Source organism: Paenibacillus alba, assembly GCF_013204855.1.
Taxonomy (GTDB): Bacteria; Bacillota; Bacilli; order Paenibacillales; family NBRC-103111; genus Paenibacillus_E; species Paenibacillus_E alba.
Genome location: NZ_JABMKZ010000057.1, coordinates 1 through 16,426, shown reverse-complemented (window position 1 = coordinate 16,426; position 16,426 = coordinate 1). Strand labels below are relative to the sequence as shown.

The 16,426-nt window shown below is 46.4% G+C and carries 18 protein-coding genes and 1 rRNA gene; 17 read left to right on the top strand and 2 right to left on the bottom strand.

Features of this window, described 5'->3' with window-relative positions:
* Positions 1-16: 16 nt before the first annotated feature.
* Positions 17-298, bottom strand: coding sequence for a DUF3817 domain-containing protein (locus HQN90_RS35835; protein ID WP_173227623.1), 282 nt, complete (start codon positions 296-298; stop codon positions 17-19).
* Between the two features lie 181 nt (positions 299-479).
* Here HQN90_RS35835 and HQN90_RS35830 point away from each other — a divergent pair, with 181 nt between their 5' ends.
* From HQN90_RS35830 to HQN90_RS35760, 15 genes are all read left to right on the top strand, one after another.
* The gene (locus HQN90_RS35830) at positions 480-860 is read left to right on the top strand and encodes an ATPase (protein WP_079418798.1); all 381 of its coding nucleotides are present in this window, start codon (positions 480-482) and stop codon (positions 858-860) included.
* A 438-nt stretch (positions 861-1,298) separates the two neighbouring features.
* The gene (locus HQN90_RS35825) at positions 1,299-1,868 is read left to right on the top strand and encodes a TetR/AcrR family transcriptional regulator (protein ID WP_173227622.1); all 570 of its coding nucleotides are present in this window, start codon (positions 1,299-1,301) and stop codon (positions 1,866-1,868) included.
* A 31-nt stretch (positions 1,869-1,899) separates the two neighbouring features.
* Positions 1,900-3,174 (top strand): HlyD family secretion protein, encoded by a 1,275-nt coding sequence (locus tag HQN90_RS35820; RefSeq protein WP_173227621.1) that lies wholly within the window; start codon positions 1,900-1,902, stop codon positions 3,172-3,174.
* An 8-nt stretch (positions 3,175-3,182) separates the two neighbouring features.
* Positions 3,183-4,403: an ABC transporter permease gene (locus HQN90_RS35815; RefSeq protein ID WP_246362987.1), complete on the top strand. Its 1,221-nt coding sequence runs from the start codon at positions 3,183-3,185 to the stop codon at positions 4,401-4,403.
* A gap of 24 nt (positions 4,404-4,427) precedes the next feature.
* Positions 4,428-5,720: a TolC family protein gene (locus HQN90_RS35810; RefSeq protein ID WP_173227620.1), complete on the top strand. Its 1,293-nt coding sequence runs from the start codon at positions 4,428-4,430 to the stop codon at positions 5,718-5,720.
* 160 nt (positions 5,721-5,880) lie between these two features.
* A complete protein-coding gene (gene gatC, locus HQN90_RS35805) occupies positions 5,881-6,168 on the top strand; it encodes an Asp-tRNA(Asn)/Glu-tRNA(Gln) amidotransferase subunit GatC (RefSeq protein ID WP_079414022.1) in 288 nt (95 codons plus the stop codon).
* Positions 6,169-6,196: 28 nt separating this feature from the next.
* Positions 6,197-7,654, top strand: a complete 1,458-nt coding sequence (gene gatA / locus HQN90_RS35800; protein ID WP_173227619.1) for an Asp-tRNA(Asn)/Glu-tRNA(Gln) amidotransferase subunit GatA — start codon at positions 6,197-6,199, stop codon at positions 7,652-7,654.
* Positions 7,655-7,687: 33 nt separating this feature from the next.
* Positions 7,688-9,139, top strand: coding sequence for an Asp-tRNA(Asn)/Glu-tRNA(Gln) amidotransferase subunit GatB (gene gatB, locus HQN90_RS35795; protein WP_079414020.1), 1,452 nt, complete (start codon positions 7,688-7,690; stop codon positions 9,137-9,139).
* 68 nt (positions 9,140-9,207) lie between these two features.
* Complete coding sequence (locus tag HQN90_RS35790; protein WP_173227618.1) at positions 9,208-9,690, top strand: GNAT family N-acetyltransferase; 483 nt, start codon at positions 9,208-9,210, stop codon at positions 9,688-9,690.
* Positions 9,691-9,713: 23 nt separating this feature from the next.
* Positions 9,714-10,421: an MgtC/SapB family protein gene (locus tag HQN90_RS35785; protein ID WP_173227617.1), complete on the top strand. Its 708-nt coding sequence runs from the start codon at positions 9,714-9,716 to the stop codon at positions 10,419-10,421.
* 59 nt (positions 10,422-10,480) lie between these two features.
* Positions 10,481-11,083 (top strand): RNA polymerase sigma factor, encoded by a 603-nt coding sequence (locus tag HQN90_RS35780; RefSeq protein WP_079414017.1) that lies wholly within the window; start codon positions 10,481-10,483, stop codon positions 11,081-11,083.
* Entirely contained in the window at positions 11,034-11,336 is a 303-nt protein-coding gene (locus tag HQN90_RS35775) for a hypothetical protein (protein ID WP_173227616.1), read from the top strand. Before HQN90_RS35780 ends, HQN90_RS35775 begins: the two co-directional genes overlap by 50 nt.
* A gap of 33 nt (positions 11,337-11,369) precedes the next feature.
* A complete protein-coding gene (locus HQN90_RS35770) occupies positions 11,370-11,951 on the top strand; it encodes a DUF6677 family protein (protein ID WP_173227615.1) in 582 nt (193 codons plus the stop codon).
* A gap of 103 nt (positions 11,952-12,054) precedes the next feature.
* Positions 12,055-12,489, top strand: a complete 435-nt coding sequence (perR, locus tag HQN90_RS35765) for a peroxide-responsive transcriptional repressor PerR (protein ID WP_173227614.1) — start codon at positions 12,055-12,057, stop codon at positions 12,487-12,489.
* A gap of 121 nt (positions 12,490-12,610) precedes the next feature.
* Positions 12,611-14,350, top strand: a complete 1,740-nt coding sequence (locus tag HQN90_RS35760; protein WP_246362986.1) for a glycosyl hydrolase family 18 protein — start codon at positions 12,611-12,613, stop codon at positions 14,348-14,350.
* Between the two features lie 87 nt (positions 14,351-14,437).
* Here the strand turns inward: HQN90_RS35760 and HQN90_RS35755 are convergent, their stop codons facing one another.
* Positions 14,438-14,845, bottom strand: coding sequence for a DUF2614 family zinc ribbon-containing protein (locus HQN90_RS35755; protein WP_173227613.1), 408 nt, complete (start codon positions 14,843-14,845; stop codon positions 14,438-14,440).
* Positions 14,846-14,971: 126 nt separating this feature from the next.
* Between HQN90_RS35755 and HQN90_RS35750 the strand changes: the two genes are divergently transcribed.
* Both HQN90_RS35750 and HQN90_RS35745 read left to right on the top strand, forming a co-directional pair.
* Positions 14,972-15,841 carry a nucleotidyltransferase-like protein gene (locus HQN90_RS35750; protein ID WP_173227612.1) on the top strand — a complete coding sequence of 290 codons (870 nt, stop codon included), beginning with the start codon at positions 14,972-14,974 and terminating at the stop codon, positions 15,839-15,841.
* A gap of 386 nt (positions 15,842-16,227) precedes the next feature.
* Positions 16,228-16,426 (top strand): 16S ribosomal RNA (locus tag HQN90_RS35745); the annotation flags it as partial.

The following is a 16,426-nucleotide window of genomic DNA, read 5'->3' as shown; positions in this document are numbered from 1 at the left end:
GCTGAAACTTTCTTCATTAACGAAGACGACGATCCAGCAGAAATGGACCAAAAGGGATAAAGGCGGCAATGAATGCAACAAACACACGCCCAATGGACCAGCGATGAAGCAGCGTTACCCAAGCGAGCGATAAGAGATAAAGGACGAATAGAGCGCCGTGCGCCATGCCTACAAATAGGACAGCTTTCGGCATATCGAAGAAGTATTTTAGCGGCATCGCGATGAGCAGTAAAATAAGAAAGGATGATCCTTCCGCCCAGCCGATATAACGCAAAGTATGTAACGATTTTTTAAGCATAGTAAGCAACTCCTTAAATTAAGTAAATGTAATTGTAGTATAGGCGAGAAATATGTATGGAGTATGAACAACGCATTTCAATTGTTTCAATTGGACACAAACTATCTTTTTTAGTACGATAGGACTAGTAAGCTTTCAATCTACTAATCTAGGTAGCTTCATACAGGTGGGAGGAACTCAAATGCTTCGTCTAGGTGAGAAAATCATCGTGATTGCCGATAGTTTAGAACAAAATCTGCCGATAGGCGGATATGGATATATTATAGCTTATGATCGAAATAACGATAACATCTTCGATTACGTTGTTCGTGTTCCTAGAGACAACAAACACTATTATGTGCCAGCTTCGGACATAGAGCTCGAAGAAGTTCTTCTTCATCAGGAAGCGGACCAAATCGAGCGGGAAGCGCTGATTGATTTCGCATTGGCTACGAGGAATGAAGAGTTGTTTCGCAGAGTTATGAACGGCGGCTCCAGCGAAGAAGCGGATATCGAACGGGACAAAGAAGTTCAATCCACTGAAGATTTCATCAAACAAATCGGCCTGAAGGCCTGGATTTAATAGGCAATTGAAAAAAGAAGCTGTCCAAAAGTAGATACATCTACTTGGCAGCTTCTTTTCTGTTTTCACAGCTTGGGAGCAGAGTCTGCAAAGACTTCTATTCGTGAACAATAACCGATTTTTGTGCAAATAGGAGTTCATGGGAAAAACTGCGATAATGCAGGCTTTTTAAGCTTTTCCATCCTGATATCGAAAAAAGGGCTCTAAAAGATGCATAATTGCAGGCTTTTCGCTCATTTGCTAATTTCCAAGACGAAAAGGATGCACAATCGCAGGCTTTTCATCCTTTTACTGATCTCTAAGACGATCAAGATTGCGAACAGTTATGGCAGGATGTCAAGTCTATCCGGTATTTTTTAGTTGATAAAAAGACGAAATGGTGTTACATTAATATCCGAATACAAAACTGTTTTAGTATTTTAGTTCTGAGGTGAGAAAATGGATCCCAAAAAATTGCTTATTATGGAATCGGCGAAGAAATCATTTTCGCTTTTCGGTTATAAAGGTACGACGATGGATCAAATTGCAAAAATTGCGGGCGTTGGCAAAGCGACGATCTATATATTTTTTGCAAATAAAGAAGAGCTCCTGCACGAGATTATACAGTCGTTAATTACTGAAATGAAAACTGTCGCACAGAAAGCCATTGTCGAAGGGGCGACGCCTTTTGAGAAACTTCATGGCGCGCTTTACGGTATTCTCGTTTTTCGCAAAGAGCATGAACTGCTCATTCAATTGGCCCATGAGGTTCAGCAATATGGCAGTCAGGTTACGATTGAGGCTATGGCTAGCATTGAGACGGAAGTCGTTCAATTCATTTCAGAGCATATGGAGCGTGCGATACATAACGGTACGATGAAAAGTTGCGATCCGAAGATGACGGCTTTCATTTTATTCAAGTTGTATGTGGCATTAGTCTTCGATTGGGAGAAGCAGAACGAGCCCTTATCGGATGAGCGTATTTTGAGCCTGCTGCAAGAGTATTTCGGTAATTTCATGAACTCGTAATTTTTATTTGTTTAATAGTGGAGGGGTATTTATGCGCTTTATTCGACCAATGGTATATTCTGCGATGGCGGTTGTCATCGGAACAAGTACATTTCTTTTAACATCCAAACAGGCAATTAGCCAAACGGATGCGGCCAATCAAGTTCATCCGACGGCTTATATTGAAACAAACGAAGTCAGCGCCAGCTTTAAGGTAGGAGGAAGGGTTACAGAAATCCTTGTCAAAGAGGGCGAGGCCGTAAAGAAAGGGCAAGTTCTGGCCCGCCTCCAGAGCACGGAAATTGAAGCCAAGGTTCAACAGGCCAAGGCAGCCGTCGCTTTGGCACAAGGGAAAATCGCTGAAGCCCAGGGCGCAACAGCTACCGCTGAAGCCAAGAAGCAGCAAGGGATTGCTGGTGTGAACGTAACGGCGGATACCGCTGAACAGCAAGTAGCCCAAGCTCAAGCTGCTGTAAGTGCAGCTCAAGCGAAGGTAGACGGACTTCATAACGGAGCGCGTCCGGAAGAGAAGAAGCAAGCGGAGATTCAGTTCCAAGCAGCGTCGGAAGTTTACGCCATTGCCGAGCAGAACTTGAACCGCATGAATGCGATGCTGGCGCAAGGGCTCGTCGCGCAAGCGGACGTGGATAAAGTGAAAGTGAGCTTCGAGGAAGCGAAGACCAAACGTGATTTAGCTCAGCAGCAGCTAAACATGGCGAATCAAGGTCCACGCGAGGAAGAGATTCGCGGAGCGGAAGCCTTGCTCGAACAGGCGAATGCTTCTTTGAAGCTGGCTGAAGCGAACCGTGGAACTGTGAAGGTCAGACAAGGGGATGTAGCAGCAGCGGATGCAGCTGTTCAGCAAGCACAAGGCGCGATCAAATCGGCTCAATCCGGTGAATTGCAAGCCAAAGCGGCTCAGCTGGAAGCCGAAACGTACTTGAGCTATACAGAGCTGTTAGCACCGACCGATGGCGTTGTGCTTTACCAATCGGCGCAAGTTGGCGAGTTGGTTGGTTCTGGTTTTCCGGTTTTCTCCATGGAGTCAACAGAGCAGCGCTGGGCGAAATTCTATATGCCGGAAACTTCCGTAGCAGGCCTCAAAGTGGGCAACAAAATCAGTATGACGATGCTTTCAACGGGTGAGAAAGTCGAGGGTACGATAACGACTTTGGCGGCAGCGCCGGATTTTGCCATTAAGAAAGCAACACAAACCTCAGGTGAAACGGACATCCGCTCGTTTGGCATCAAAATTGAATTTAATCAACTGCCTGAGACAGCAACAACCGGCATGACGCTGCAATGGATCGGTAAAACGGAAGGATGATGAAAGAGATGGATCTTCGGATTGGCAAGTTAATAACAGAAGAATGGATGCACATTCTGAAGGACCGACGTCTTTTTCTGATCTTGTTCTTCGTTCCGATCATGTACACGGTGCTGTTTGGCTCGATATATGTGCATCACAAAGTAACCGAAATGGCTACGGTCGTGATAGATGAAGACCAGAGTCCGTTAAGTCGGCAAGTGATTCAAGCCTTCGAACAGAGTGAGTCGTTCCAAATTAAGAAGGAATATCACTCGGAGGAAGAAGTGAAGCGGGCGCTGGAAACGGGGGAAGCCAAGGTAGGTTTAATCATTCCTTCCAATTTTGAAGCGAAGCTGAAGCATGGGGAAACATTGCCACTGCTCACCTTGATTGACGGCAGCAACATGATGATCTCGAACTCGGCTACCAAAGGCGCCAATGAGGTGATCACGACCTTCAGCATGGGATATTCGCAGAAAAAGCTGCAGCTGCAGCAAGGACTGCAGAATGAACAAATCATGAACACCCTTTCTCCGATTCCGTATCGGTACCGTATCATGTACAACTCTACTTTCAACTATAGTGATTTCATGCTATACGGGCTGGTAGGAGCGATTTTGCAGCAAGTTTTATTTCTGGGCATCGCCTTGACGATCACACGTGAAAAGGATGCCGGGACATGGCAGCGGTTCGAAGCTTGGAAACGGAATCCGTGGCGCATCGCTTACGTGAAGACAGCGCCCTATTTCCTAATCAACCTATTTAACACGTCGGTCACCTTTGTTATTGCTTTATATGCGTTTGGCGCGCCAATGAGCGGCAGTTTGCTGGTCGGCTTGGCGATTATTCTCAGCTTTACCTTTGCCGTCAGCGGGATCGGTTACTTGATCAGCTTGTTCTCTGGGAACCAGCTGGGGGCGACACAGACGGCTATGTTAATTGCTGTTCCGTCCTTCATGCTCTCGGGCTTCACATGGCCCTTTGAGGCGATGCCCAAAGCGCTCCAAGTGTTCGGTCATATGCTTCCACTTACCTATTTCCTAGACGGAGTTCGTAATGTCTTCGTGAAAGGCAATGAATTCTCGGTCATTTGGCATGATTGCCTATCACTCATTTTGACTGGCGCCTTGACCTATTTCATCGCTATGATCTTAACGCGTTTCGTTGTCTTTTCGAAAAAGAAACAACAAGATGCCACTGTTGGCGCGCAGCCTATGCTGCCGTCAGGCTCGAATATTTCCGTATAACCATCAAGGAAGGAAGCGATTTTTTTGAAAAAAACGCTCATCAGCTTATCAGCAGCCCTGTTGCTCTTTTCAAGCACGCAAGCCATTAGCTATGCTGATACGGACGAAGAACCTATTCAAAATGTTTATATCAACACAGATATACTAGAGACAGTATCATCTGTAGATTTACCTTATGTGCTGGATAAAGCACTGAAGGATAACCATAACTTAGCTTTGCTGGCGCTGAAATATGCTGCCCAAGGCAGTAAAAAAGCCGATTTGGAGTCGCAAATGGAGGCGATGGGCTCTGCTTCTTTTACCCCTGGGCATTTGCCAAGTACGCCTGCTGAAGTCACCTCCACCGGCAATCCGCAGCTGCCTAACCTCACAGATCCAACGGATATTGCTTGGACTGTGATGCAGAACAACGTCATCAATCAAATGATGCAGGGGATGGGGGCACTAGCCGGAGGGATGAACACGATCATTTCTGCGCAGCGAGCGCAAATGAAGACCGCAGCGCACCAACTCGGCACAGATCAACGGAACTCACAACTGCAAACCGATGAGGCCAAGGAAGGAATTCGCCTTCAGACGATTGCACAGTATGTGCAGCTGCTGGGTCAGAAGAAGCAACTGGATTTCATGAATGAGTACGAAGCTGTGATGGAAAAAGACTTGCTTCGGGCATCGCTGTTCTCGCAGCAGGGCTTAGCTTCAGCGGACGATGTTCAGACCGTTCAAAAAGCCATTAACAAGCAAAAAGATGATATCGCTACACTGCTTAACAACTATCGCTTGGGGCTTGTACAGCTTTCGACGGACATCGGCATTTCTTATGATCCTAATCTTGTCCTGAAGGATATCGCCAACATGTCGACTGACCCGATCACGGAAACCGATACAACTACGCTATTGAAATCTTCCTATCAAATGAAATCTTCGGGAAATAACATAGATGAGGCGCTATGGGAAACCGACTTTTCGGTAACTCAGAATACGTATGGGAATACGTATTTGGGTGCGAATTTGGCCATCAATGGACAGAAAAACGAGCAAACCAAACTCGATCTCACGAAAAAAATTCAAACAACCTATCATGATGCCCACAATGCTTATCAGACTGTCCTGAGCGAGCAGCGGAACTTAACAGATGTCCAGGCCGATTTTACGAAAATGAAGTTTCGTTTCGATGTTGGCGTCATTTCCAAGCATGACTTGAACAAGTTTCAAGTGAAGGTTCGTCAAAATGAGACAACCTTAGCCGCCGCCAAGCTCAAATATTATGTTTTAAAGGAAAAAGCCAAAGCGATGGATACGGGCTTTATCCAATAATGCGCAAGCTTTTATCCGCAATCAACCACAGTTTTCTGCCATGTGCCAGGTTTGCAGCCTGAACGGGAAGGAGCTGTGGTTTTTTCTGGATTGAGTTCGCAAAATTTCTGGGATATAATGAAAAGAATGACTAAATGCTGATACAAGGGGTGTAGAAAACTTGAGCATAACCAAAACAGATGTCGATCACGTCGCAAAGTTGGCTAGACTCGATTTAAGTGATACGGAGAAAGAGCTATTTACGGAACAGCTGAATGCGATTTTAAAATATGCCGAACAGCTGAATGGACTGAATACGGAAGGTGTTGTTCCGACAAGTCATGCGATGCCCATGGTGAACGTCATGCGTGAAGATGTTACGGCACCGTCGCTGCCGATCGAAAAGGTTTTACTGAACGCACCCGATCATGAAGACGGGCAATTCAAAGTTCCGGCTGTTTTAGAATAGAGAACCAGATGAAAGGGAGTGCCTGTCGTTGTCTTTGTTTGATCTAAACCTACAACAAATTCACGCGAAGCTTCAAGGCAAAGAACTGAAAGTTGCCGATCTCGTGGATCAATCCTATACAAGAATCCAGCAAGTAGAAAGCAAGGTTCGCGCTTTCCTTACTTTAGATGAAGAAAATGCCCGATTAACGGCTGCCAGATTGGACGAGCAGCTCGCAAGCAGTGCGACTACGAGCGATCTATTCGGTTTGCCGATCGGGATCAAGGATAACATGGTGACAGAAGGATTGCGCACAACATGTGCCAGCAAGTTCCTGTCCAACTATAATCCAATTTACGACGCTACTGTCGTCACGAAGCTGAAAGAAGCGCAAACCGTTACGATTGGCAAGCTCAACATGGATGAATTCGCCATGGGCGGCTCCAATGAGAACTCCGCTTACCATCCGTCCCACAATCCGTGGAACACGGATTATGTACCCGGCGGCTCCAGCGGCGGTTCCGCTGCGGCGGTTGCTGCAGGCGAAGTATACTTCGCGCTGGGCTCCGACACCGGCGGCTCGATTCGCCAGCCGGCTGCTTACTGCGGCATCGTCGGTCTCAAGCCGACGTACGGGCTTGTGTCCCGCTATGGTCTCGTCGCGTTCGCGTCTTCCCTCGATCAGATCGGGCCGCTGACGAAGAACGTCGAAGACTCTGCCTACTTGCTGCAAGCTATCGCAGGCTATGATGCCAAAGATTCCACTTCTGCGAAAGTGGACATCCCTGATTACCTCAGCGCCTTGACTGGAGATATCAAAGGTCTGCGCATCGGTGTACCGAAGGAATACATGGGCAAGGGAATCGACCCGGCTGTCAAAGAGAAAGTGCTCGAAGCGCTCAAAGTGCTGGAAGGCTTAGGCGCTGTATGGGAAGAAGTCACGCTGCCGCATTCCGAATATGCGGTTGCTACCTATTACTTGCTCGCTTCGTCGGAAGCGTCCTCCAACCTTGCCCGCTTTGACGGCGTGCGTTACGGTGTGCGTTCCGACAATGCGAACAACTTGCTTGATCTCTACCATATGTCCCGCAGCGAAGGCTTTGGCCCTGAGGTCAAACGCCGCATCATGCTGGGAACATACGCCTTAAGCTCAGGCTACTATGATGCTTATTATTTGAAAGCACAGCAAGTACGTACGTTGATCAAGCAAGATTTTGATCAAGTATTTGAGAAATTCGATATCATTATCGGACCAACGGCTCCGACGCCTGCTTTCCGAATTGGCGAGCAAAGCAATGATCCGCTTACGATGTATTTGAACGATATTATGACCATTCCGGTCAGCTTGGCGGGTATTCCTGCGATTAGCGTACCTTGCGGTTTCGTGAACGAACTTCCGGTTGGCCTGCAAGTCATCGGCAAAGCGCTGGATGAAGCTACCCTTCTGCGTGTAGCCCACGCTTTTGAGCAGCATACAGATCACCACAAACAGCGCCCGCAATTGTAAGTTCATAGTTCATGAGTCACGAAGGAGGCATTCATTTTGTCGGCAACAGATACCCAATTTGAAACGGTCGTTGGTCTTGAAGTTCATGTTGAGCTTCATACCGCTTCCAAAATATTTTGCGGATGCGCAACCTCATTCGGAGCACCTCCGAATACGAATACATGTCCGGTATGCTTAGGCCACCCGGGCGTACTGCCTGTACTGAATCGTCAGGCGGTTGAATACGCGATGAAGGCCGCTATGGCGCTGAATTGCACCATTTCTACACATAGTAAATTTGATCGTAAAAACTATTTTTATCCGGATTCGCCGGATGCTTACCAAACTTCGCAATATGATCAGCCGATTGGCTTGAACGGCTATGTGGATATTGAAGTGAATGGTGTAAGCAAACGAATCGGTGTAACTCGCGTTCACCTAGAGGAAGATGCAGGGAAGCTAACGCACGTCGATGGCGGCTACGCCTCACTTGTTGACCTCAATCGAGCGGGAACGCCGCTCATTGAGATTGTGTCTGAGCCTGATTTGCGATCTCCTGAAGAGGCGCGAGCCTATTTGGAGAAAGTCAGAGCGATCATGATCTACTGTGATGTGTCCGACGTGAAAATGGAAGAAGGCTCGATGCGCTGCGATGCCAACGTCAGCTTGCGTCCTTTCGGGCAAGAGAAGTTCGGCACGAGAGCCGAGCTGAAGAACATGAACTCGTTCCGCGGAGTCCAAAAAGGGCTCGAGTACGAGGAATTCCGCCAAGCGGACATTCTCCGCAGCGGCGGCGAAGTGGATCAAGAAACGCGTCGCTGGGATGAAGCCCAAGGCAAGACAGTTGCGATGCGAGGCAAAGAAGATGCGCATGACTACCGCTATTTCCCGGATCCGGATCTGGTGAGCTTGTACATCGACGATGCTTGGAAAGCTAGTGTCAAAGCATCCATTCCGGAGCTGCCGGACGCTCGCAAAGCGCGCTATAGCAGTGAATACGGACTGCCTAGCTACGATGCGGAAGTTATCACTTCTTCGATGAAGCTCGCTAACTTCTTCGAAGAGAGCTTGCAGTATACACAGGATGCCAAAGCGGTCTCCAACTGGATCATGGGTGATTTGCTCGGTTATTTGAATGCGAATAGCCTTGAATTCACAGATGTGAAAGTCACTGGCAAAGGTCTTGGCGAAATGATCGGCCTGATTGAGAAAGGCACCATCTCCAACAAGATTGCCAAAACAGTCTTCAAGGAAATGCTCGAATCCGGCAAAGAGCCGCAGAAGATCGTAGAAGAGCAAGGACTTGTACAAATCAGTGACGAGGGTGCGATCAAGGCCGTCGTTGAGCAGGTAGTGGCGAACAGTCCGCAATCCGTAGCTGATTTCAAAGCTGGCAAAGAGAAAGCCGTAGGCTTCCTTGTCGGGCAAGTCATGAAAGAAACCAAAGGTAAAGCCAACCCAGGCCTCGTCAATAAATTAATTGTGGAGTGCCTGAATAGCAAGTGATAAAGTATGAAGTGGTGATCCGATCCCAAGGACACCACTTTTTTTCAATTATATGGAGGGGGCACACGATGTCTATACAACGACTACCTTTACAAACGAACGCGGAGATCCTGCTCCTACTATCTTTGCAAATCGCCTCCTACCGCGTAGAAGCTGAGTTGATTGGCTTTGAGGATATTCCTCCCCTGAAGGATGGCATTGATTCTATACGTAAGGCAGAGGAAACATTTTATGGTTACTTTGTTCAGGATGAGAACGAAACGAAGCTGGCTGGCGCTATTTCCTTCGCTCGCGAAGGCTCCGTTATTACGATTTGCCGGATGATGGTGCATCCGAATTTTTTTCGCCGTGGGATTGCTAGGTCACTTTTGCAACATATACTAATGGATCAGGAGAAAGAGGGGGCTCTACTCTTCCTTGTGTCTACCGGCACAGCCAATTTGCCCGCCATTCAGTTATACCAAAGCTTTGGTTTCACGTTGAAGCGGGTATTTACGGTACCCCCTGGTGTATGTTTGAGTACCTTTGAGCGTCCGGCAAGCCATTCTTAGTTCGTTAAGGGAGCGATTCCATCATGAGTAATCCATGGGTCATTGATCAGGTTCACATTACGATACGGTTAGTTCTTGCGCTTTTTCTTGGCGGTTTGATTGGGTTTGAGAGGGAGGTTAGCAGCCATGCGGCAGGGCTTCGCACCCATATTTTGGTGTGTGTCGGCTCTTCGCTCGTTATGCTGCTGTCCATGTATGGGTTTAGCGCTTTTGTGAACGAAGTCAATGTACGTCTTGACCCTTCGCGTTTGGCAGCCCAAGTGATCAGCGGTATCGGCTTTCTGGGCGCTGGAACGATTATGTTTAATGGAAGGTCCATAACGGGTCTAACGACGGCCGCTTCGCTGTGGGTTGTGGCTGGGATTGGGCTCGCCGTTGGAGCGGGCTTTTATTATCCGGCAATTTTAGTTTGTTTTATGGTACTTATTTCCTTATGGATTCTTAATAAAGTAGAGCATAAGTATTTTAATGGAAAAAAAGTGCGGGTTCTCAAAATACAGGCAGCAGATCAGCCGGGGACCCTTGGTGTAATTACGACTCTCCTTGGCAAGCAAAATGTGGATATTCGCAAAATTACCTTGGAAGAGCACGAGGATCCAGATAAACCGAATCAAGTGCAAATCACATTTCACGTGACCATTCCGAAGCCTCCGATTATCGCCGTTGTCCTTGAAGGAATCAATCAAATTCAGGGAGTCACCGGCGTTACCATTGAAAAAAGCAAAAATTGAAGGGGTGCGCACATAGGGAGCGTCTAAGATTGTGGACGAACAGAAAGGGGGAGTCAGGCATGGACAATATGACGGATGAGCAGCTGATCGATCGGATCCGTCATGGTCATTCCGATGCCTATCGTGTACTGGTAGAGCGTCATAAGAGCTATATCTATACAATTATCTACCGTATGGTCGGGCATAAGGAAACTGCTGAAGACTTAACCCAAGATGTGTTCGTTAAGCTGTTTCGTTCGTTGGCTCATTTTCGCGGCGATGCGAAATTCACAACGTGGCTCTACCGAATGACAACGAATCTCGTGACAGATTATCGGCGTTCTCAGAAGAGACGGCCATACGAAGCACTGCTTGATAAAATGAAGGGCTGGTTTACTGACGCCCGCGAGCAGCCAGAGGAATTGGCCTTGCGGAAGGATGAGCAGGAGCGCATGCAGGCACTTTTGGCGGAGCTCCCGGACAAGTATCGGTTGATTATGTATTTGTTCCACTATAAGCAGCTTTCCTATCAAGAAATGTCCTTGGCAACCGGGTTGCCGGTCAAAACGCTCGAAACCAGATTATACCGTGGAAAAGCTATGCTCAAAGAGAAATGGTTGGAGGTGAATTCGCATGACGCCAAAGGCGCAGGAGGACATCCGGCTCACGCAATACCTAAATAAGCTGCTGGACGATATGCCAATAAGTGAACCCAGTTCTGAGCTGACGGACCGTATCATGAGCGGGATTCAAGAGAAAGAACAAGCAGTTCTCGCATCTAAGACGCAAATTCGCCGGCAAACCTATTTGCTCAACAGCTCCATCGCTATCGCAGCTACCGTTGTTCTTATTCAATCCGGTATTATTAACAAAATCATGAATATAGATGCTGGGATTTTGCAGCTGACTTCTTTTATCCAGCATTTGTCCCAATAAATGATAATTCACTAATAGAACGGAGGCTTTTCTATGAATGTACCACAGGATCACACTCATATCCCCTCGTACACGGGGGAACCTAGCTACTCGCATTTTGCCCCTTATTATCAAATTCCAAAAAAGCGCAAATGGATGGCAGGAATTCTGTCGTTCATCGTTCCGGGAACCGGACATTTCTATTTAGGGCTCATGCAGCGTGGCTTATTTATTATGATGCTGCTCATCCTAGACATCTTCATCATCACTTCGCTTGCTAGTCAAAGTAACGCAAGTGTTGCTGCAGTCACTTTGTTTGCCCTATTTCTCCCAGTCATTTACTTCTATAATCTGTTCGATGCGCTCCAGGCGACAGATCATGTGAATCGGCGTATGGAACTAGGTGAATTCTCTGGGGTTCAGGACATTGAATTCCGCGATCCGCTGCAGAAACTGATCAAGGGGACCAATATGGGCGTCATCTTGATCGCCGCGGGAGCTGTTTTCTTTCTGCTCAGCAACAAACCGCTTTGGGTGACAGGGCTTTTTAATTTAATGGGCTCCTATCTGGGATCGGTCGTCCTCGTACTTGCAGGTATTGCGATGTATTTGCTGGATTCCCGCAAAAATAAATAAACCATCATGCACGTAATTGCCATAACCATCATTGACAAAAGTCAATTAACACACGTACAATATAGTGTAAGGTTTTAATGACTAACATCAGGTGGTGAGTACCATGGCTGTACATTTAGAACAGGCACTAGCGAAGTTGAAGACAACCGGTGTTCGGATGACGCCACAGCGGCATGCGATCCTTGCTTTCTTATTGGATTCCATGACTCATCCGACCGCAGATGACATTTACAAATCTCTAGAATCGAAATTTCCTAACATGAGCGTAGCGACTGTTTATAATAATCTCAAAGTATTTATAGAATCGGGACTCGTTCGAGAACTGACGTATGGAGACAGCTCCAGTCGCTTTGATGCGGATATGACGGACCATTATCATGCGGTTTGTGAAGGCTGCGGGAAGATTTCGGACTTTGAATATCCGCCACTTCATGATATTGAGAATACCGCGGCTGGGCAAACTGGCTTTCGAGTGAGTGGCTATCGGCTAGAGGTATATGGTGTTTGCCCGGACTGCATAGGGATTACCAAGCATTAACTTGCGCAGAATTCCTCATTCGCTGTTCCTATGATGTATAATGAAACGTGATCGAACTTCTTGTTAGTGAGAAGTAAGAGCACGTTTTTTTCTTTTTATATCGCATAAAGGAAGTGAAATTTTGCAACGACCACCCGCAGATCCGCAGCAACCGAAACCCAAAAGATCATCGAAAAAAATTCTTCTTATCAGTTCCCTTTTTATTGGCATAGTTGCGGCCGGGGCAGCAGCATTCTTATGGGAAGAGCTGGCGCCTAACCGGATGAAGGTAGACCCGGAATACCATGAATTGAGCAAGCCGGTTTTTTATCAAGGCAATTATTATAAAGCAAGCGCCATTGGTGAAAAGGAGGGGCTGAAACTCCCGCTGGAGCTTATTCAGGAGTGGATAGACCCAACCATTATATATGAAAAAAGCAGTGATTCAGTGATCATCACCACCAAAGAAAAAGTGCTTCGCCTAAAGACAACCGAGCTATCCGCATTTATGAATGAGAAACCTATCACGTTGTCTTTTCCCGTAGAAAAGAAAGGGAACGATATTTATGTGCCGATCGAGCCTCTACGTGAGCTGTACCCTTTTGAAATTAGGGAATCAGAGAAGTCTGGTGCTGTTCTTTTATTTAAAAAAGGCGATCTTCTCAAGTGGGGAAAATATAACGGTACAGAGGAAGCGCAATTGCGCACCTTTGCGTCGATTAAAGCACCAATTCTTTCTGCCCTTGCAAGCAATGAGCAAGTCATGATTTTAAGCGAGGAAGAGGATTGGTACAAGGTTCAGCAGCAAAGTGGTCCGATTGGTTATGTGAAAAAGGCGGATCTCGTGCTGGATCATGAAGAAACGATTCCTACTCAGCCGCAGCCAACCTCTTATGTCCCTTGGAAACCTCTGAATGGCAAACTAAATATGACTTGGGAGCATGTCATTACCAAGAACCCCGATACTTCGAAGCTGGGGGACATGCCCGGATTGCAAGTGGTTAGCCCAACGTGGTTCTCTCTGGCAGACGGAGAGGGGCGCATTAAGAATCTTGCCGATGCTTCCTATGTCAAATGGGCACAAACGCGCGATTATCAGGTCTGGGCGCTGTTCAGCAACGGGTTTGAAGCAGACCGAACGTCCCAAGCGCTCTCGACCTATGACCGTCGGATGAAAATCATCAAGCAATTGCTTGGCTTCGCCCAGACCTACAAGCTGCAAGGCATTAATATTGATTTTGAAAATGTTTATATCAAAGATAAAGACAATCTCGTTCAATTTGTCCGTGAGATGACGCCATTTATGCATGAACAGGGGTTATCTGTTTCTATCGATGTTACCCCTAAATCAACCAATGAGATGTGGTCCATGTTCTATGACAGACCTGCGCTTGCTGAAGTGGTGGATTATATGATGTTGATGGCTTATGACGAGTACTGGGCTACCAGCCCTAAGTCTGGTTCTGTTTCATCGCTTCCATGGACAGATCGGTCCATTGCGCAATTGCTGAACACAGATAAGGTGCCACCATCTAAGCTTGTCCTCGGAATACCATTCTATACGCGGCAATGGACAGAAGAAACCAAAAATGGTAAAACGACAGCCACCTCCAAAACCTTAACAATGGAAGCTGCGCAAGCCATAATCAAAGATAAGAAGCTCACGCCGACTTTCTTGCCGGAAACAGGGCAGAATTATGTGGAGTACAAAGACGGAGAGAAGCTGATCCGCATCTGGCTGGAAGATGAAACTTCGGTGAAGGCAAGGATCGAGCTGGTTAAGAAATATGATTTGGCTGGCATCGCCTCATGGCGTAGAGGCTTTGAGCAAGCCCCAATGTGGAAAACCATGCAGGATGCATTAGTGCCTGCGAAGCCATAAATAGACGAAGGAGCTTCCCTACAAGTAGAAAATACTTGAGGAAAGCTCCTTTTGGTTTAGCCGATAATGGATAGCCTATTTCCTGATTTAATGAGGCTTGTGCTCATGATCACGATTAAGCTCGATCTGAGCAGCTTGTGCGGCTGCGGCTGTTTCGCTTTCTGCCGTAGGCTCGAACTGAGGGTCGACAGTTAGAATGGTTTTACAGAACATGCAGCGATCCGTTTTGCCTAGCATTTTCGTTCTTCTCCCGCATTCGGGACAATCCAAAGCAATTGCCGATGTCGACAGCATACCAGCCCAGAAGTAGATGCCCATGCTGACCATCATCGTGATCATTCCGAGGATCATGAAGACCACTGCGATGATGCGGCCGGCTTTCCCCCAATCAAAGACGATACCTGCCAAACCTATAATCATAAGCAGCATTCCGCCCATAGTCAGAGCAAGACCCCATAAGCGAAATTCATTTACTTTACTTGATCTGAAACGCAATTCTTGTTCCTCCCCATCATTTAGCCATCATGTTTTGTATGATTTGTCACAGAAATCAGCAGGAAACTCCGTCACCATTGTAGAACTAAGATATAAACATTTTGGAGACAGGAGCTTTGGATACCCATGGGAATCGATAAAGGGCAGTTTTTGCTTAAATTTCGAAACGACCAGCGGATCATAAGTGTCATGGCGGTTGATAATCCTAAGCAACTTCCCTCATTGACAGATGGTTTTGATACGCTATTTCTTATCGTAACGAACGACCTGAACCTGAACAATCATACGACTAATTATATAAGAGACGATTCGAGGATACAAGAAAGATGGGTAGATCCTTCATCACTCGAGCTATGGGTACGGCAAGGTCTCAATCGAAATATCCTTCACTGGCTGCTAAAAGGGGAGATACTTCTGGATCAGAACACTTATTTAGAAGGCCTGCGCCATCGTATACTGGAATTTCCAAGTGATCAGCGTGAGCATAAGCTGCTTGTTGAATTCTCACATTTTCTGCGCAAATATCTGCAAAGCAAGGAATATGTACTTGATGAGCATCTATTGGATGCTTACAATAATATTCTCGAAGCTCTGCATCATTGGGCGCGTATCGTCATTATTGAAGATGGCTACCACCCGGAAATCACGGTTTGGAGACAGATTCGTGCTATTAATCCTGGTGTATATAAGCTCTATGAAGAATTGACCACGAGTAAGGAGACTCTGAAACAAAGAGTTCAGCTTGTTTTGCTTGCTTGCGAATTTTCGGTTATGTCCAAAATGGAGCGTTGTTGTGAGGCATTTATTCAAATCCTCAGAGAAAGTGAGCGGCCTCTAAGCTCAGATGAACTTCAGCAGCATGTTCAATTAGTAGAAGTGAAGGCTGAACTTCCTTTATTATTGAACAAACTTGTCAAAAAAGGTTTAATCAAAGAAGTAGCCATTCTCATGGACGAGGAAATTTCCGAAATTGAGCTCAAATATACAAGTATTTAAGGGGATAAACCCGCGAAGAATCAGGACTTATTCTGATTCTTTTTTTATTCTTATTTTATTGCTTGACTTTGATTGCGATTCTATGATAAATTAACTCTCGCCGCTAAAAACGGTTTGCATTTAAAACCAAATGAAATACACGATGTAAGCCAAGCTTGAAAAAAAGAAAAATAAAAAAAGCTTGCATTGAATGGTTCGAATGTGATATATTATAAAAGTCGCCGCTAAACGGATGGCGAAGAAAACGTAAGAAATTGATCTTTGAAAACTGAACAACGAGTGAGTAAGCACGAATGAGCAATCGTTCAAAAAGAGATTGTAAAATCTCGCTAGCAAGTCAATTGAGCATTTCAGCTTTCAAATATACGGACGAGCAATCGTTCGCTACAATGGAGAGTTTGATCCTGGCTCAGGACGAACGCTGGCGGCGTGCCTAATACATGCAAGTCGAGCGGAGTATTTCCTTCGGGAAATGCTTAGCGGCGGACGGGTGAGTAACACGTAGGTAACCTGCCTATTAGATCGGGATAACTATCGGAAACGATAGCTAAGACCGGATAACTGGTTTTCTCGCATGAGAGAATT